Here is a 17,681-nt window from a genome sequence, read left to right as displayed (position 1 = left end):
GGGCCTTACATGGCAGGATTGGTTATATGTTGCGTTGGTTGACTGCCGGTGAATCCCATGGCCCGGCATTGCTCGGAATTGTTGAAGGCGTCCCCGCCGGTGTGGAACTCACCAGCGAGGAAATCCGCGACGCCTTGGCGCGCCGCCGCCTCGGCTATGGTCGAGGCGCCCGGATGAAGTTCGAGCAGGACGAAGTGAACATCCTTGGCGGCGTCAGGCACGGCGTCACGCAGGGCGGACCCGTCGCCATCCAGATCGGCAATACCGAATGGCCCAAATGGGAGCAGATCATGTCTGCAGACCCGGTGGATCCCGCCCTTCTTGCCGAGCAAGCCCGCAACGCACCCCTGACCCGTCCCCGGCCCGGCCACGCAGACTTCACGGGCATGCAGAAGTACGGCTTCCCCGAAGCGCGCCCTGTCCTTGAGCGCGCCAGTGCACGGGAAACCGCCACTCGCGTTGCCCTTGGCACAGTCGCTTCCCAATTCCTGAAGCAGCTCGGCATCGAACTCGTCAGCCACACGGTTTCCATCGCGAGCGTCACTGTTCCGGAGGGTCGGCCGCTGCCTGTGCCGTCCGACGTCCTGGCCCTCGACGCCGACCCCTTGCGTTGCTTCGACCGTGAGACCTCGGACGCCATGGTGGCCGAGGTCGACGCAGCACACAAGGAAGGTGAGACCCTAGGCGGTGTTGTCGAGGTGCTGGCCTACGGCCTTCCGCCGGGACTCGGCAGCTACGTGCACTGGGACCGTCGCCTCGACTCCCGCCTGGCTGCGGCCCTTATGGGCATCCAGGCCATCAAGGGCGTTGAAGTGGGCGATGGCTTCCTCACTGCTGCCCGCCGGGGCTCCGCTGCGCACGACGAAATCGTCAAGGACGAGGCCGGCCGCATCGTGCGGAAGACCAACCGGGCAGGTGGCATCGAAGGCGGCATGAGCATCGGCGAAGTCCTTCGAGTCCGCGCCGCCATGAAGCCCATCGCCACCGTCCCCCGCGCACTAAAGACCATTGACGTGAGCACCGGAGAGGCCGCCAAGGCCCACCACCAGCGCTCCGATGTCTGTGCCGTCCCGGCTGCAGGCGTGGTCGCCGAGGCCATGGTCGCCCTGGTTCTGGCCGAAGCTGTCGCTGAGAAGTTCGGCGGTGACTCGGTCGCTGAAACCGCACGAAACCTTCGGGGTTACCTGGACAGCATTCCGGCAAACCTGGACTCGGTCGGCCACTAGTGGTCCGCAGTACCTCGGGCGCCGGTCACGGGCCTGCGATTGCGTTAGTTGGACCGATGGCCGTCGGTAAGTCAGTCATAGGCCACCAGCTCGCCCAGCAATTGGGCGTGCCGTTTGTGGACACGGACGTCGTCATTGTTGAGCACCACGGGACCATCGCGGATATTTTCGCTGGTCGCGGAGAGCATGCCTTCCGGGAGATCGAGGCCAGGACTGTCGCGCGTGCTGTCGAAGCCGCGAACATCAGCGGCGGGATTGTTTCACTTGGCGGCGGCGCGGTGCTGGATTCCGGCACCCAACAGCTCCTGGGCGATTGCACTGTGGTCTATCTCGAATGCGATGCGGAGACAGTCGCCGAGCGCATCGCCCGCAACACTGGCCGGCCGCTCTTGGCGGGCGACGCCATGGCGCGTTGGGAAGCCCTGTTTGCTGCCAGGCGTCCCGTCTATGAACGCTTGGCAGACGTCACCGTCGATGTACGGTCCGGAACCGTGGCGGAAATCGCCCTCCACGTGGAGGAAAGACTGCGTGAATACGCGGCCTTGAAAGAGAAAGTGCAAAAGTGAGCAACGAAGCAACTGTCATCAAGGTCACCGGCCAGTCCGCGAACGAAAACTACGACGTCGTCGTCGGGCGCGGCCTCTTGGCGACCCTTCCCGCGAAGCTGGGGGAGCGCGTCAAGCGTGTGCTTGTGGTTCACCCGCGCGCCCTGCGACTTACGGGCGACACCGTGCGCGCGGAGCTCGAGGCGGCGGGATTCACCGCCGTCACGGCTGAGATACCCGACGCCGAAGAGGGCAAGCACATCCAGGTTGCGGCCTTCTGCTGGCAGGTACTTGGCCAGAACGACTTCACCCGTTCCGATGCGATCGTTGCGGTAGGCGGCGGCGCTGTCACCGACCTCGCCGGATTTGTCGCGGCAACCTGGTTGCGCGGTGTCAAGGTCATCCACATGCCCACGAGCCTCCTCGGTATGGTGGATGCGTCTGTGGGTGGCAAGACCGGCATCAACACAGCGGAGGGCAAGAACCTTGTGGGATCCTTCCACCCGCCCGCTGCAGTCCTGGCTGACCTGGACACGCTCCAGACGCTGCCGAAGAACGAGCTGATTTCCGGAATGGCCGAGGTCATCAAGTGCGGCTTCATTGCAGATCCCGCCATCCTGGACCTCGTCGAAAACAAGCCTGAGGAAGTCACAGATCCGGGCTCGGCGGTGCTACGCGAGCTCATCGAGCGTGCCATTTCGGTCAAAGCGAAAGTGGTTTCCGAAGACCTGAAGGAATCCGGCCTGCGCGAGATCCTCAACTACGGCCACACCCTGGGCCACGCGATCGAACTCGTGGAACGCTACTCATGGCGTCATGGCGCGGCAGTCTCGGTCGGCATGATGTTCGCCGCCGAACTCGCCCGCAGCGTCGGGCGGCTATCCGACGTCGACGCCGACCGGCACCGCACGATCCTCGAGGGGCTCGGGCTGCCGGTCACCTACCGCCGGGACCGCTGGCAGGGCCTGCTTGATGGCATGCGCCGCGACAAGAAGTCCCGCGGCGACCTCTTGCGATTCGTGGTGCTCGACGGCGTCGCAAAGCCCGGAATCCTCGACGTTCCCGACACCTCGCTGCTTTTCGCTGCCTACCAGGAGATCGCATCATGACTACTGAAACTTTCAGCAGTGTCAGTGATTGGCCTACCGGCGGGTTCCCTGGAGTGCGCACCAACCCGGACACGCTCCTGCCACATATCGTCAACGAGGAAGCCATGCGGACCGCGTTGGTTGAGTCCACCGATCCCGCCGACCGCATCATGGCGCTCATGCTCGAAGGCCACCCCGGCGAAGCCGCCGAGCTGCTGGCCGAGGCCCGCTACAAGGATCCCGAGTCCTTCAAACTCAGGATCTTCGAGGCTGAACTGCACCGTGCCACCAACCGCTTCGACCGCGCCGTGGAGCTCTTCCGCCAATTGCTCGGAGAATTCCAGGGAACAACCAAGGAACCGATCGTCCACCAATATTTGGGGCGGGCCCATTTTGTGGCCGGAAACCCCGTCGCCGCGGCGGAATCGTTCACCAAGGCCCTGGACCTGCGCGTTGCCTTGGCAGCCGATGCTTCCCTGATTTACTCCTCCGCTGTCGCCTTGCAGCGTGCCCGTAACGTCCTCGAGTTTGCCTCCTGAACGGGGGCGCCTCCTGGACCCGTTTGCCTGTTGAACAGGGGGCGCGGCAGGCGCTGCGCAATTTGCCGGTAGAATGGTCTTTGGATTTTTGATAAATACGCGCTGGCGGCCGTCAAGGCATGCCTGCTTGGCATAGTCGGCTGGAAGCCAGAAGGCGTAGCTAGAACCAGTGAGAGAAACCAGAGGATACTAGTGGCAACCACAAATGACATCAAGAACGGTACCGTGCTGAAGCTCGAGGGCCAGCTCTGGAACATCATTGAGTTCCAGCACGTCAAGCCGGGCAAGGGCGGCGCGTTCGTGCGCACCAAGATGCGCAACGTCATGTCTGGCAAGGTGGTAGACAAGACCTTCAACGCCGGCCTCAAGATCGAAACCGCCACCGTTGACCGCCGCGACTACCAGTACCTGTACCAGGACGGCGCGGACTTCGTGTTCATGGACACCCAGGACTTCGACCAGATCACGGTTTCCGGTGCCACGGTAGGCGACGCCACCAACTTCATGCTGGAAAACCAGATGGTCAACATCGCCATCCACGAAGGCATTCCGCTCTACATCGAGCTGCCGCCGAGCGTCGTCCTCGAAATCACCTACACCGAGCCGGGCCTGCAGGGCGACCGCTCCTCCGCTGGAACCAAGCCGGCCACCCTTGAAACCGGCTATGAGATCCAGGTGCCCCTGTTCGTTGAGAACAACACCAAGGTCAAGGTCGACACCCGCGATGGCAGCTACCTGGGCCGGGTCAACGACTAGTGAGTGCCCGTGGTAAGGCCCGCAACAGGGCCCTCGAAGTACTGTTCGAGGCGGAGCAGCGTTCCGCCTCCGCTTTCGAGGTCTTGAAGGCCCGCCGGGAAATGACCGACCTCGTAGTCAACCCGTACACGACCGACATCGTGGAGGGCGTGGTTGCCATGCAGCCGACCATCGATGAATTCCTGCAGACCTACGCCCAGGGCTGGACCCTTGAGCGCATGCCCGCGGTTGACCGCATCATTCTGCGTATCGGCGCTTGGGAACTCCTCTACAACGATGACGTCCCGGACGGAGTGGCGGTCAGCGAGGCAGTTGCGCTGGCCAAGGTCATGTCCACCGATGAATCGCCTGCGTTCATCAACGGCCTCCTGGGGCGTTTGCAGAAGCTGAAGCCTTCCCTGCTCGCCTAGGCAGGGACTGTAGTAGTCGCCAAAACCCCGGCTGGGATTCCAGCCGGGGTTTTGTATTGCCGGGCCAGGGCGATTCACGATGCCCCGGATCCTCAGTACTGGTCGACTTTGGGCTGCTCACCTGTTGTCCCCGACTTACCGAGCGTGTCGTTGTAGATCTTCTTCCAGATGGCGCCGCCATCAGTGAGCATATTTCCGATGAATGTCCGCAGGGCCTTGTCGCCCTTGGGAATGCCCACGCCATACTTTTCGGTAGTGAACGGCTGGCCGACCACCTTGAAATGGTCCGGGTCCTGGGCGGTGTAGCCCATCAGGACTGCTTGGTCGGTAGTAACTGCGTCCACCTGCCCGGCCTTGAGCGACTCGACGCATTTGGCGTAAGTGTCAAGCTCAGTTGTCCGGGCGGCTGGGAAGTTGGCCTGGATGTACTTTATCGAGTCCACCCCGGTGGCGGAGCAAACGTTCTTCTCCGCAAGGTCCTTTTCGCTGCCTATGGATGCGTTGTCCTTCCTCACCATCAGGCCCTGGCCTGTGACCAGGTAGGGGCCGGCGAAGTCGATCAGCTTCTTGCGGTGGTCTGTGATCGGGTAACTGCCCACATAGTAGTCAATGGCTCCGCTGGCGATAGCGGATTCACGGGTACCCGAGAGAATCGGCGTGAACTCGATCTTGTCTTTGTCGTAACCCAGCGATGCGGCGATCCACGTGGCGATCTCAATGTCGAAACCGCTGTATTCACCGGTCGTTGCGTCTTTGAAACCCAGGCCCGGCTGATCCTGCTTGACGCCGATTCGGACCTTGCCGGTGGACCTGATCTTGTCAAATGTCGGGCTGCCAGTCAGGGCAACATCTTTCGCGACAGTGATCGCCGTGGGCGCAGGGCTGGCAGGCGCTGTACCCGTCGCGGATCCAGTGCTGCCGCAAGCGCTGAGGGCCAGGGCCAACGCCGCGCAGATCCCAGCCACCCTCAACCGCGTGCGTGCAAAGATTGCCATCATGATGCTCCCTTATGATGTGCATGAACAACGATGTGCCGCATTGGCGAGGCCCTCTCGTTGACGGTGGCGAAACTCGACTTCAGCCAGGTCCCAGACGCATCCTCTGTGATGCTTTGCCGACCTCAACGGCCCCCATTCTGTGAGAATACGGCCGCTGAACCGCTTCTAGCCTGAGTGCCAGCCACTCGTTTGAGGGCCGCTCCGGCCCGCTCCAATGGGGTAACCACTTGGAACGATTCGGGTCAGGGCGCCCAGCGTCATCGATCGAACGGGTATCTCGGGTATAGCCGGATTCCCACACCGCGCATATCATCAGGGGATGCGAGCCAAGAGCGGGCACCGTCTTGTGGTCGTGGGTCTTCTCACGCTGGTGCTGACGACCGGATGCCAGCCCCAAGGTCCCCCAGCCGGCCCCTCGGGTTCGGAATCAGCCTCGCCGTCAGTTCCCGACGTCGGTCGATCAGCCTCGCCGTCAGTTCCTGACGTCGGTCGATCAGTCTCGCCGTCAGCGCCGGCTCCCTCGCAATCGAACACCGTCGCTGCCGGCGCCGGTGGTTTCGATCACGTCGTCATTATCGTTGAGGAGAACAAACCCGCCTCGGACATCCTCGGCAAGGCTGCTGCTCCCTACATCAACAAGCTTGCCGCCGAATCGGCCCTGGCCAACAACTATCAGGCCCTCGCCCATCCGAGCTTGCCCAATTACCTCGCCCTCACGAGCGGCACCACCGCCGGAATAGCGGACGACTGCAGTCCGGGTGGTAACTGCACGGCGGCCGTCCCCAGCATCGTCGACCGGATTGAGCAATCGGGCCGGAGCTGGAAAATGTACGCCGAGGGCATGCCGGCTCCTTGTGCGGCCAGCAATTCGGGCAAATACGCAGTGCGGCACAATCCTTTCATGTACTACCCCGGCGTCACCAGCGACAGGAACAATTGCGCGGCGCATGTGGTGCCCTTCACGCGGTTCACCGCGGATCTGGCCTCCGCTTCCACCCTTCCGAACTATGTTTTCATCAGTCCGAACCTATGCAATGACATGCACGACTGCCCGGTGGAGACCGGCGATGCGTGGCTTGCAGAGCAGGTTCCCCGGATCCTTGCTTCGCCCGCGTTCGTGACGCAGAAGTCCCTCTTGGTGATCACGTGGGATGAAGGCAGCGACGAAAGCAATGCGGTAGGGGCGATTTTCGCCGGACCGGCCGCAAAGAAGGGCTACCAGTCCGGGGCCGCGTATGGCCACTACTCCCTTTTGCACACGATCGAAGCTTCCTGGGGACTCGCGCCGTTGACCGACAACGACAAGGGCGCACCTGTCATGGACGATCTATTGAACTGATGCGGTGTCATGAACGAGGCCGGGGATTGTGGCCGGCAGGAGGGTAAGGGAGTTCAAGGGAGAAGGCACGCCCAGCGCACGGTAGTCCCATCCTGCTGCCCGGTAGGCGTTTGGGTCAAGGACGTGCCTTCCGTCGACGATATTTCGCCGAGCAACGAGTTGGCCGAGCCTGACGGGGTCGGCTTCTCGGAAGATCGCCCATTCGGTGAGGAGCGCCACGACCTCCGCGCCGGTCACCGCTTCTTCGAGGCTCGCTGCGTAGCTTAGCTCGGGGTACTTCCTCCGGGCGTTGTCCATTGCTTGGGGGTCGAAGACAGTGACCTGGGCGCCGGCTGCGTAAAGCATCCGTGCGACGTCCAGGGCAGGGGCGTCGCGGATGTCGTCGGAGTCCGGTTTGAATGCCGCGCCGAGCACGGTGACTTTGACGTCGTCGAGGTTTCCGTAAGCGAGATCGGATATGAGGTCGACGGTCCGCTGCCTGCGTCGTCGATTGATATGGTCGACTTCGTGCAAGAAGCTCACGGCCTGTCCGACGCCCAATTCACGCGCCCGGTAGGCGAAAGCCCTGATGTCCTTGGGCAGGCACCCACCGCCGAAACCCAATCCGGGTTTGAGGAACTGCCCGCCGATCCGGGTGTCGTAGGCGAGCGCGTCCGCCAGGTGATTGACATCGGCGCCGGTGGCCTCGCAGATTTCCGCCATTGCGTTGATGTAGGAGATTTTTGTGGCGAGGAATGAGTTCGCAGCGGCTTTGACGAGTTCCGCGGTTGCCATGTCGGTGGCAACCACGGGGGTGCCGGTCTCAATCAGGGGCAGGTAGCAATTGGACAGCTGCGCGAGGGCCCAGTCACTGGCAGTTCCGAAGACAAGGCGGTTGGGTCTGAGCGTGTCTTCGACGGCGTGCCCCTCCCGCAGGAATTCCGGGTTCCAAGCAAGTTCCACCGCGTTGCCTCCGGGCGACAACGAACGTACCAGGGACGCCAGCCGTGCCGCCGTGCCGATAGGCACCGTGGACTTACCGACGATCAAGCACCTCCGGCCCAGATGTTGGGTAAGCCGGCGAACAGCAGCGTGCACGAAGTGCAGATCAGCGGCGTCTGAGTCGGGGGACTGTGGTGTGCCGACACAGATGAAATGAAGGTCCGCTGGCCCCGCTGCGGAGAAATCGGTGGTGAACTTCAGCCGTCCGGTTGCCAGGGCCTGGCAAAGGAGTTCGCTCAGCCCGGGTTCGAAGAACGGTAGCAGACCTCGGGAGAGAGCCTCGATCTTGCTGTCGTCCACGTCTATTCCGATGACGTCGTGGCCCAGGATGGCCATGCAGACTGCGTGGGTTGCACCGAGATAGCCGGTGCCGATGACGGACACGGTAAGGTTCGAGGCCCGCGTCGGGGGCACGAGAACACCAGCCTGCGGCTGGGTGCCGATGGTTTCCATAAGTGTCTCCTTCGTGTCTGTGGCTTGACGTCTGATTCGGTGGTGGCTCTGACGCTGAGGCGTCCCGTCCTAGCGCGCTCTCTCAAGCGTGGTCCGTTCGCTCAGGTATTTCGTGGCATCGGCTCCCCACGGCGGGCGGAAGGAATACAGGCACGCGAGGCGAAGCCTGGTGCAAGCCGCATAGGCGGCGAATCGTTCCGGGCTGACGTGTAGTTGCTCGGCGGTAGCCACAATGTGGCGGTGGGCGATGACATACCGTCGCGTTGTCAGGAGCTTTTGGCGGAGCCGCAGTTCCACGTGGACGTCGAGGTTCGCGAGGTCCAGGGCGGCCTCGGCACGGCAGCCCTCGTCGAAGTCCAAGAGCCCCGGCCCGCCGCTGTCGTCGGACCCGAATATCTGTTTGTCATGCAAGTCGCCATGCGCCCATCCGAGTGGATCGGCGGGCGAGCCGCTAAGCCCGTTGATGGCCGCCTCCGCGCGCGCAAGCAAGGCAGATCGTGCTGTGGCGGCTTCCGGAACCCCCTGGCTGTGCCGTAGCCAAAGATTTATCCAGCGTTGGAGATTGGCCACCTCTGTCTCCGCCGGGTGGGTCGGCAGGCTGTCGAGGCTGTCGTGGAAGTCAACGCTTTTGGCGATCGATGCGGTTGTGGCCCAAGCCTGTGCCCATCGCGCCCAGGCGGCATCAAAAGATGCGTCTGTGACAGTGGCGTGGTCCTGTCCGAGTTCGTAGTAGGGGCGGCCGCCAAGGCTGCTGAAGACCATGACATCGGTACCGGCCTCGAGGATTCGCGGGGTAGTTAACGAGCTGCAGGCCAGAAGGGAGGCTGCGATGCGATGCTTGCTCGCGGCATCCACAGCCCGGCCTGGCCGGAATACTTTGACGTACTCGTCACCGGCATGGATGACGGCGCGTTTGTGGGCACGGTGGACGATGACATTGCCCTTCGCAGCTTCCCGCGCGAGGGATGGAATCAGCGGATCATCGCGGGGCACAGGATCGAAATTCCCTTGCCGGAAGTGGGCGGCCCGTACTCCGGGCCGAACTGGGTCGCGTACTTCGAGGACGAACTCGCCGGCCAACGATCCGGGCCATGCCCTGCGGATTTGCCATGTAACGCCTGCGCCGTCGCTGACCTTAGCCGGCACCGGAGGGTGCCAGTTCACATGATCATCTCCCGAGCCGCCCCGGAACTGCCCGGAGTGTTGAATTCGGAGAATGGCCTTTGCGCTGCCTGCTCTTCAAGAAGACCGGACACCACGGATCCAAGCCCCGGGCGGAAGGAGTAAAGACAGGCTAAGCGGGTACGAGTGGCCTCCGCATAGGCGTGAAACCGGACCGGACTCACGTGCAGGTCTTTCGAGGCGGCCAGTACCTGTGTGTGGGCTACCAGGTAACGTTCAGGAGTCAACAAGCGCAGTTGGAGCCGAAGGTTCAGGTGGACGTCAAGATTGGCAAGATCCCGGGCCGCCTCAGCCTGGGCCGCAGCGTCGAAGTCCAGCAATCCGAGCGGGGATTCTCCGTTGGTGCAGATGACTTGCTTGTCGTGAAGGTCTCCATGTGCCCAGACCAGCGGATCCGGTGTTGACCGCAGGAGGTCTTCGGTCACTTGATTCGCCCTGGCGCGTAGGACGTCACGTTCGGGCCACGTCTCAGGGGAGTTTTGGTTGTGGTGCACCCAGCGGTTCACCCAGAGCAAGAGATCGGACGCTTCCTTCTCCGGCGGATGGAGCGGCAAGGCGGCAACGAGGTCATGCCTCGCCCCGCCATGCACCCCGATGACTTGGGATACCCATGCCCGCGACCATTGCGCCCATATGCCCGCGAACGTTTCGTCGTTGACCTCGGAGTCCTCACCAAGTTCGCGGAGGGTCCGTCCGGGGATTGAACCGAAAACCATGACGTCCGTGGAACCGTGGATGATCCTGGGCGCAACGAAACTGTCAGCGAGCAGGAGGACGCCCATTTGTTCACACCGTTCTGCCGACACGACGGCCCGGCCGGGCCGGAATACCTTGATGTACCGCCCCTTGGCCCGGATGACCGCCCGCTTGTGGGGCCGATGGGAGATGACTTCCCCTCGGCGAGCCTCCACCAGCAAGGCCGGCAGTCCGGGATCGTTCCGAGGCACCAGTTCAAAGTGGCCGCGCCGCATGTGGGCGGCCCGGACGCCCTTGCGTCCCGGCGTCAGGACTTCAAGGAGATAGTCTCCAGGGGCTTTATCCGGCCAGGCCCGGACAGTGTGCCAACGCGTACCGGAATCGTCCACTGCGTCCGTCGGGATGGGAGGCTGCCAATTCATCTGGTCAACTCCAATGCCCGGTCGATCTGCCACGCCGCGTCGGCGGCCCAGTCGGCGGCTCGGTCCCGGAACGGGTCGACACTGCCGGTGAACAGCCTGAATGCCGCCCACGCGTTGATATTTGCCCGCGAGAACCTGCCCCCGGCCTCGAGGTATCCTTCGATCAAGTGCGCCGTTTTCGAACCACCCGCCGTCTCTGCACCCGGCGCCCGGGTATTGATTTCTTCGACGGCGGCGAACGAACCGATGTCTACTTCCGGCACGCCGCAGTGGGCCCGGTCAAAATCGATGATCCGCACGTCCTGATCGGCGACGAGGACCTGGTCCGGAGAGAAATCGCCGTGGAGCAGAGTGTGGTGTCGGTGGCTTGTTTGAACTCGCAGCTGATAGCTCAGCCTGGCAGCGAGTTTCATGGCGGGTTCTTCGAGTATGGGCAGAAGCGTGGTGATCATCGATGTGGTGGCCATGAGCTGGCCGAGGAGGCTCGGCTGTGGATCGGCGGGGTGGCTGCCCGCGTACCCCGGAGCGTTGTGGAGCCTGGCCAGCGCCTCGCCCGCGTGGCGGGACCCGCCGTCGTCGTCAACTGACCCAAGATCCCCGGCGCCCCAGAAGGGACTGGCGCTGATGCCGTGATCTGCACACCCCACGTCTCCGAGCCACGGAAGGACTGGCACCCCGTGCCGATGCAGCCATTGCCAAAAATGCTGTTGCCTTGCGTTGTTGAATGACTCGGCGGCGGCTTTGATGACGATGGAGCCAGCGGGGGAGTGATCCACGAGGACCAGGCGCCGTTCGGGCTTGTAGCGAACTATGCTTGCCGGACCGCTCACCAGCCTGCCTCCTGTTCGGGGGAGGGCCCCAAGCCGTTCCAAGCCGTGGTCCCGGAGCCAGCGCAGGTTTCCCGTGAGTGCCCAGTCGTCTTCGAATCCGCCGACGGCGACAAGTGCGTCCGGTTTTCCACCGTCCGGCTGCAGGAGGCGGATATCCCCGCCGTGGGTGCTGGAATAGCTTTCCCGCCGCCGGAGTTTGGAATTGCCGGCCGCGGTTCGGGTCATCGCCCAGCCGTAGTCAGGGTGGCCGTTGCGGGTAAGGCGAAAGGCGGCCAGCACGGACGTCCCCGGCTTGTATCTGACCCTTGTGATCCGTACCGGCTCTCCCAACAACTCTGACAGCCGGTGATTGTCGAGCAGATCGGCTAAGCAAGGAAGGGCGCTGTCACGCAGTGCGAGGGATTGGTCGGCGCCTGGCCGGTTTAGCGCTGTCATGTTCATGCCGTCACCTCCAACTTTTCCGGCCGCGTGTTTCGTTGCTGTTCAACCCATGTAGCGAAACGGCTCTCCGGGCCCTTCAGCAGATCGGCCGGCTTGCCCTCTTCGATGATGCGACCGTCCTCGAGCCAGATGACCCGATCGCAGTTGCGCGCGGAGTGTGCGTCGTGAGTGATGGTGATTGACGTCCTACCGCGGGTGAGGGCTTCAAGGGCATTCAGGATCGATTCGCGGGAGGCAGGGTCCAGCCCGGCGGTGGCTTCATCCAGGATGACGATGGGTGCCTGTCTGAGGATGGCCCTGGCAATCGCGAGGCGTTGACGCTGCCCGCCGGAAAGATCCTTCGCAGCATCGCCCAGAATGGTGTCGTAACCATCGGGGAGCTCGCGGATGAAGCCATCGGCTTGGGCGAGGGCAGCTGCCCGTTCGATTTCGTCGTCGGTGGCGTCGAGGCGGCCGAACCGGATGTTGTCCCGCACGGTGGTTCCGAACAGGACCGAGTCCTGCAGCAGGATGGACACGTGGGAGCGTACGGACGCGATCTGGAGGTCCTTGACGTCCGTGCCTCCCACCCTGACTGTGCCGGTGCTCGGGTCGATCATGCGAAGGACAAGGCTGGCAAGGGTGGATTTGCCGGCGCCGGATGGTCCGAGGATGGCGAGGTGCTCCCCGGCAGGAATCGTTAGATTGATCCCGTGCAGTACCGTTGTGCCTTCGCCGTGACCGGCGAAGACGTTTTCGAAGGCGATGTCCGGGTTCCTGCTCTTCAGTACGCGGGCGTTGGGCGCCTCGGGAAGATCGGTTTGCGCATCGAGGAGGTCCGCGACCCTCTCGCCGGAGGCCGTGGCGCGAGCGATTCTGCCGGTCTGCTTGGCCAGGTCCTTCAACGGTTTCATCCCTGTCTTCAAATACGTGAGGAAGACGATCAGATCTCCCGGCGTTATTGAGTGGTCCAATGCCCGCCATCCGCCTCCGGCCAATACGACTGCCGTTGCCAGGCCGATTAGAACATCGGTCCGACGCTCAAGACTGGCGGCGAGCCTGAGGGCGGCAACCCCTGTTCCCAGCGTTGCCTGGTTGCTGGACCGGAAACCTGCGCTGATCGTGTCCTCAAGTCCGTAGGCCTGGACTTCGCGGATCGCGCCGAGCGTCTGGGCGGCCGTCGTGGCGAGGGTTCCTTCACCTTTTCGGGAGTTGCCGGCGGCAGCCGTGATGGGTCCGGAGCTTTTCCGCGAAAGGAGCCCAAAGACGCCGGTCGCTAAAAAGACGACCAGTGCCAATGGCGGGTCGAGCCACAGCAGGATGATCGTCATGGAGACGAGCGTGGCCACGTTGCCCAGCAGCGGCAACCCGGCGGTGACGGCGACTTCCTGAAGACGGGAGACATCTCCAACAAGGCGTTGGACGGTGTCGCCGGTCGAGGCACGGGTATGGTGGCGCATGGACAGGCTCTGGACGTGGCGGAAGGTCTCGGCTCGAAGATCCGCGGCAATCCTTGAGCCGACAAGGGCGAACGATATGGCGGACCAGTAGTTGGCGATGGCACGCACGATGGCGATGACCACGATCGCACCACCGCATAGCAAAAGAGTTTCAAGACTGGCGTTCATGCTGGGGCCCGGTCTGCGCAGAGTCGCGCCGAGGGAACGAGAGACGGCGTCGATGACCAGTTTCACGGGCCATGGTTCAATCAGGCGGAAAAGGACGTCCGCCGCCAAGGCGGTGAACCCTCCGACCATCAGGAGCCGGTGGCCGTGAAGATGCGGACGCACGCACCGCAACGTCCGTCGCAGGCCGGATTCGGCCTTGCCACTGCGCGGGGGGCGCACGGGCTGCATTCCAGGTCGTGGACGCCGATGCTTGGGCGTCGTGGTCATGATCATGCCACCTTTCGCGGGGCTGGCAACGCCGCAGTGATGCGCGAGAGCACGCCGTCCCAGCTGAAGCGCAATTCAGCCTGCTCACGGGCCTGGGTTCCCAGACGATCCCGCAAGCCAGGATCAGCGGCAAGGACGCCCAGGGCAGCGGCGAATGCTGCGGGATCGCCGGCCGGAACCAGCAGTCCGGTGCGTCCATGGTCAAGAATGGACGGGATCTGTCCCACCGAGGTTGCCACGATGGGCATTCCGGCGGCCATGTATTCATAGACTTTCAACGGCGAAAAATAGTCATCGCGACCGGGCTCCTCAACGGGGTAGGGAGCTGCGGCCACATCGCACTCGTGAAGGAGCCCTGGCACGGACCCGGGTGCGACGGCGCCGGTAAAATCCGCTTCCAAGCCCAGCGAGGTTGCCAACTCTTCAAGTGTGGTCCGGACTGGACCATCGCCTATGACTTTCACGGCCCAGCGGTTCGGTCCGCTCGGGCTGCGGGCCTCGCGCATGTTGGCCAGTGCGACGGCCTGAAACAGCTCGGGAACCCCGTGCCAGGGTTTCAAAGTCCCGACAAACGCAACCGTGAGGTGGCCGGCGTGGTGGCGTCCGCCCGTACGGGCGGCTATTCGTTCGACGTTGACGCCGTTCGGAGCCAGCACAGTCCTGGCGGAAGGTGCCCTGCCCTGGACCCAGCGGACCACGGGCGCTGAAACGCAGGCCACGACGTCCGCCGCCCGCGCGTTGCGTAGAAGGGCACTTTCGGCCCGCTCCACGTCAAAGAGTTGCCGGTACCGCGCTTGTTCTTCAATGAGAGGGGCATTGACTTCGAGTACGGCCGGGACGCCGAGGACGCTGGCCACGACAGACACCACCGGGCTGAATAGCGAATAGCGTTCGTAGACCAGTTCGCAGCCTTCGTGAAGGATCCTGGCGGCGAGAGCGAATGCCGCGTCTTCCAGGGCCAGCTCGCGCGCAGGCCCTTCGGCGCACCCGGCGGCAACTTCGACGACGTCGAGATCGGCCAGATCGTCTGGACGATCAGTGCCAAGTCGGGTGCAGTAGAGCGTTACCGTCGCCCCCTTCTTGCGCCAGGCGCGTACGATTTCCTGGACATGGACAGACGATCCTTTGGTGCCAAACACCGGCACGCCTTCGTCAGCGCAAACGTATGCCACGTGCATCAGGCAACCTGCTTCCGAGCCATTGACAGCGCCCGAAGCTCTACTGCCTGCTGCCTGGAATCGTAGTTCTGTTCGATGAGCCTGCGTGCGTTTCGCGTGAGGGCAGGACGGTCAATTCCAGGTCCGCAGATCTCGCGTATGGCCTCGGCCAGCCGGCGCCAATTGCCTGGGGGAACCAGGATCCCTGTCTGGCGGTCCCTGATGACCTCCGGGATTCCCGTTAAATCGGTGCCGATGCACGGCACACCGATGGCCATTGCCTCGAGGAGGACGGTGGGCAGCCCATCCACGTTTCCGTCGTGGCCGATGATGCAGGGTGCGACCAACACGTCGGCGGATCTTAGGAGGGATCTGACCTGATCCTGGGTCTGGGCTCCCAGAAGGCGGACCGTAGCGCGGAGATTGCGGTGGTCGATGCTCCGTTGAAGGTCGTCGGCGAGTTGTCCGTCTCCGGCGATCCTCACCTCCAGTCGGAAGCCCTGTTCCAAAAGCTCGGCGGCAGCAGCCAGCAGATATTCGAAGCCCTTCTTTTCCACTAGCCTTCCGACCGCGGCGATCCGGACGATCTCACCTACGGGACGTGGTTCCTCGTAAGGGAAGCGCTCCAGTTCCAAGCCATTGCGTACCAGATGCAGGCGGTCCGTTGCCCCGGGGAAGCGGCGCCGCAAGTAGCTGAGATTGTATTGGCTGATCGTTATTGCGTGGTGGGCCTGTTCCAGCTTGATCCGCAGGTGCTCGCCGTCGTCCGATTCCCGGAAGATGTCCGCCGCGTGGGCGGTGAACGAGTAGGGGACCCGGGTCAACAATGAAGCAAGCCTCGCCACATTGGCGGCAATCGAACCAAAGTGGGCGTGTAAATGCCCAATGTTGCGCTGCTGCAAGGTGATGGCGAGTTGGAGTGCCTGGGCCGCGTCGTCCGGGTCCGTCGCCGTCAATTCGTTGAAGGCCCCGGCCACTGCGTGGCTGATCCCCGCTTTCTGGGCACTTCGAAAAATGTCCCAGAGATCCTCGGACTTGTGGGGGCGATCGATGTAGCTTACGGGTGCTTGGACCCTGGCAAGTTCCGGGTGGAAGCGGGGGCCCGTGGGTGGCCGCAACGAAAAGATGCTGATCCTTTCTCCGGCGGCCTCCCGTGCCAGAATCTCGGAGACGATGAACGTCTCGGAGAAACGTGGATACATCTTGAGAACATAGGCCGTTTCCGGTTCAGATTGCGACATTGCCTACCTCGGCTTTCATCTTCTTCGCCGGGCGGAGGTCGATCCGCTCGGCTACCGGATCGAACAGGGCCGCGGCAAGCCGGGGAAGGCAGGACAAACCGTCCAAGCGGATACCACTCCGGTCAATGACGGTCCCTGCCCTCCTGAGCAACCAGTCATGGAGAATGTCCGGGGTGAGGCTACTGATTTCATGAACGTCTACAAAACCGGCACGGGCTAGCGAGTGCGCCCTGATCCTCTGTTCGGCGCGCGCCAAAGTGCGCGGGACGATCAGCGCCGGAACATCGGTGCTCATGATTTCGCAGACGCTGTTGTACCCGCCCATCGAGATCACGGCTGCGGCGTGCCGCATGTGGTGGATGACGTCGTCGACCGTGGTGAGGACTTTTGTGCCTGGGTTAGCCCGATGACGTATGTCCAGGACCTGCTTGGCCGGCATCTGCGGGCCGGTGACTATGAGATGTCCCAAGCCCGGAGGCAGGGGAGTGGCGGCTGCGATAAGGGCCAATTGATGACCATCGGAACCGCCGCCAACGGTGGTTAAACAGTATGGCCCACGCATGCACGTCGTCGCAGATCCCGTAGGTCGTCCCTGGGCGAGATATCCCGTGAATTGAATCAGGCGGCGGAGTGAGAAGGGGATTTCGCCGGCCGCCACAGGATCGTGAATCGACGGATCACCGTAGATCCAAATCGCGTCGAAAATCCCCTTGATCACGCTGGGACCTCCAAGCCGGGCCCATTCGGCCATTGCCGGGACGGGGGCGTCGAGGATTTCCCGCAGTCCCAGGACGATTCTCACCCGCCCGGCAGAACGTGCTTCGCGTAGCGCACTTTCGAGTTCCCCGTGGATTCCAGTGGCGTGTCGATCCACCACGATAAGATCGGGCCTGAAGCCGGCCAAGACCCCGGACAACACCGCGGCACGCAGCGACACCAGTTCGGTCATGGTCAAGGCCAAATTCCGGGGCTTGTAGCCCGCCGGACCCTTATCCACTCCTGGCAGCAGAACCCAGTCCCAGCCCGCCGGAACGGCAAATCCCGGGGCGACGGCCGTACCGGAGATCAGCACACCTGTAACTTCCCGTCCGATGAGGGTAGGCAACTCGGTGGTCAGCGCGTGGGCCAAGGCGAGATTTCGGCGGACGTGGCCAAGTCCTAGCGAGTCGTGCGAATACAAGACAATCCGTAGCGGTTCCACGGTGAGCCTCCGTAGTCAGTCATTTTCCCAGGGCCGAGGTGAAAGTGAGATACCTATTGTCGCGACCGGACATGAGGGGGGGATGTGGCCAACATGAGGGGTTTCTCATGAACGTCCGCAATACGGCTCACTGCGGGTGATCAAGGCCTCCATGCCGCGTCGGAGACTCAACGGAAGAAGGCCGAATTAACAGGTAGTCACTACTCGTGCGGCACCATGCTTGGTTGACTAACATCGCTTCGGTAGGCCAGTGCTGCGGCTGGCTGCATACCAGATCGGGTCCCGCACCTTCCCAAAAGGAC

General features: G+C 63.0%; 16 protein-coding genes. 7 read left to right on the top strand and 9 right to left on the bottom strand.

The features are described from left to right. The first annotated feature begins 26 nt into the window (after nt 1–26). The 6 genes from aroC to nusB all read left to right on the top strand — a co-directional run bounded on the left by aroC (nt 27) and on the right by nusB (nt 4,564). Complete coding sequence (gene aroC / locus AC3ANQ_RS11880) at nt 27–1,226, top strand: chorismate synthase (RefSeq protein ID WP_488305229.1); 1,200 nt, start codon at nt 27–29, stop codon at nt 1,224–1,226. Beyond that, nucleotides 1,226–1,792 carry a shikimate kinase gene (locus AC3ANQ_RS11875; RefSeq protein WP_488305228.1) on the top strand — a complete coding sequence of 189 codons (567 nt, stop codon included), beginning with the start codon at nt 1,226–1,228 and terminating at the stop codon, nt 1,790–1,792. The genes aroC and AC3ANQ_RS11875 overlap by 1 nt, the downstream gene beginning before the upstream one ends. After that, the gene (aroB, locus tag AC3ANQ_RS11870) at nt 1,789–2,880 is read left to right on the top strand and encodes a 3-dehydroquinate synthase (RefSeq protein ID WP_488305227.1); all 1,092 of its coding nucleotides are present in this window, start codon (nt 1,789–1,791) and stop codon (nt 2,878–2,880) included. Before AC3ANQ_RS11875 ends, aroB begins: the two co-directional genes overlap by 4 nt. Next, the gene (locus AC3ANQ_RS11865) at nt 2,877–3,398 is read left to right on the top strand and encodes a tetratricopeptide repeat protein (protein ID WP_488305226.1); all 522 of its coding nucleotides are present in this window, start codon (nt 2,877–2,879) and stop codon (nt 3,396–3,398) included. The genes aroB and AC3ANQ_RS11865 overlap by 4 nt, the downstream gene beginning before the upstream one ends. A 192-nt stretch (nt 3,399–3,590) precedes the next feature. Then, entirely contained in the window at nt 3,591–4,154 is a 564-nt protein-coding gene (gene efp / locus AC3ANQ_RS11860) for an elongation factor P (protein WP_488305225.1), read from the top strand. Further along, the gene (gene nusB / locus AC3ANQ_RS11855; protein ID WP_184735037.1) at nt 4,154–4,564 is read left to right on the top strand and encodes a transcription antitermination factor NusB; all 411 of its coding nucleotides are present in this window, start codon (nt 4,154–4,156) and stop codon (nt 4,562–4,564) included. Before efp ends, nusB begins: the two co-directional genes overlap by 1 nt. Before the next feature lie 92 nt (nt 4,565–4,656). On the opposite strand, the gene AC3ANQ_RS11850 is transcribed toward nusB, so the two are convergent. Next, complete coding sequence (locus AC3ANQ_RS11850) at nt 4,657–5,562, bottom strand: glutamate ABC transporter substrate-binding protein (protein WP_488305224.1); 906 nt, start codon at nt 5,560–5,562, stop codon at nt 4,657–4,659. Nucleotides 5,563–5,881: 319 nt separating this feature from the next. On the opposite strand from AC3ANQ_RS11850, the gene AC3ANQ_RS11845 reads away from it, so the two are divergent. Continuing rightward, nucleotides 5,882–6,901 carry an alkaline phosphatase family protein gene (locus tag AC3ANQ_RS11845; protein WP_488305223.1) on the top strand — a complete coding sequence of 340 codons (1,020 nt, stop codon included), beginning with the start codon at nt 5,882–5,884 and terminating at the stop codon, nt 6,899–6,901. Here the strand turns inward: AC3ANQ_RS11845 and AC3ANQ_RS11840 are convergent. From AC3ANQ_RS11840 to AC3ANQ_RS11805, 8 genes are all read right to left on the bottom strand, one after another. Next, complete coding sequence (locus AC3ANQ_RS11840; protein ID WP_488305222.1) at nt 6,890–8,335, bottom strand: UDP-glucose dehydrogenase family protein; 1,446 nt, start codon at nt 8,333–8,335, stop codon at nt 6,890–6,892. The genes AC3ANQ_RS11845 and AC3ANQ_RS11840 overlap by 12 nt on opposite strands. Before the next feature lie 69 nt (nt 8,336–8,404). After that, nucleotides 8,405–9,499: a phosphotransferase gene (locus AC3ANQ_RS11835; RefSeq protein ID WP_488305221.1), complete on the bottom strand. Its 1,095-nt coding sequence runs from the start codon at nt 9,497–9,499 to the stop codon at nt 8,405–8,407. Continuing rightward, nucleotides 9,496–10,635, bottom strand: coding sequence for a phosphotransferase (locus AC3ANQ_RS11830; RefSeq protein WP_488305220.1), 1,140 nt, complete (start codon nt 10,633–10,635; stop codon nt 9,496–9,498). The genes AC3ANQ_RS11835 and AC3ANQ_RS11830 overlap by 4 nt, the downstream gene beginning before the upstream one ends. Next, on the bottom strand, nt 10,632–11,906 hold the full coding sequence (locus tag AC3ANQ_RS11825; RefSeq protein WP_488305219.1) for a phosphotransferase family protein: 1,275 nt from the start codon (nt 11,904–11,906) through the stop codon (nt 10,632–10,634). Before AC3ANQ_RS11825 ends, AC3ANQ_RS11830 begins: the two co-directional genes overlap by 4 nt. Further along, on the bottom strand, nt 11,903–13,675 hold the full coding sequence (locus AC3ANQ_RS11820; protein ID WP_488305218.1) for an ABC transporter ATP-binding protein: 1,773 nt from the start codon (nt 13,673–13,675) through the stop codon (nt 11,903–11,905). Before AC3ANQ_RS11820 ends, AC3ANQ_RS11825 begins: the two co-directional genes overlap by 4 nt. A gap of 107 nt (nt 13,676–13,782) precedes the next feature. Next, on the bottom strand, nt 13,783–14,919 hold the full coding sequence (locus tag AC3ANQ_RS11815) for a glycosyltransferase family 4 protein (protein ID WP_488305217.1): 1,137 nt from the start codon (nt 14,917–14,919) through the stop codon (nt 13,783–13,785). Between the two features lie 38 nt (nt 14,920–14,957). Further along, the gene (locus tag AC3ANQ_RS11810) at nt 14,958–16,178 is read right to left on the bottom strand and encodes a glycosyltransferase (protein WP_488305216.1); all 1,221 of its coding nucleotides are present in this window, start codon (nt 16,176–16,178) and stop codon (nt 14,958–14,960) included. Beyond that, a complete protein-coding gene (locus AC3ANQ_RS11805) occupies nt 16,165–17,379 on the bottom strand; it encodes a glycosyltransferase family protein (protein ID WP_488305215.1) in 1,215 nt (404 codons plus the stop codon). Before AC3ANQ_RS11805 ends, AC3ANQ_RS11810 begins: the two co-directional genes overlap by 14 nt. Between the last annotated feature and the right edge of the window lie 302 nt (nt 17,380–17,681).

The organism is Arthrobacter sp. DMZ02-1R, assembly GCF_057747935.1.
The sequence above is the reverse complement of the archived record's forward strand: the minus strand, read 5'-3'. Positions and strand labels throughout refer to the sequence as shown.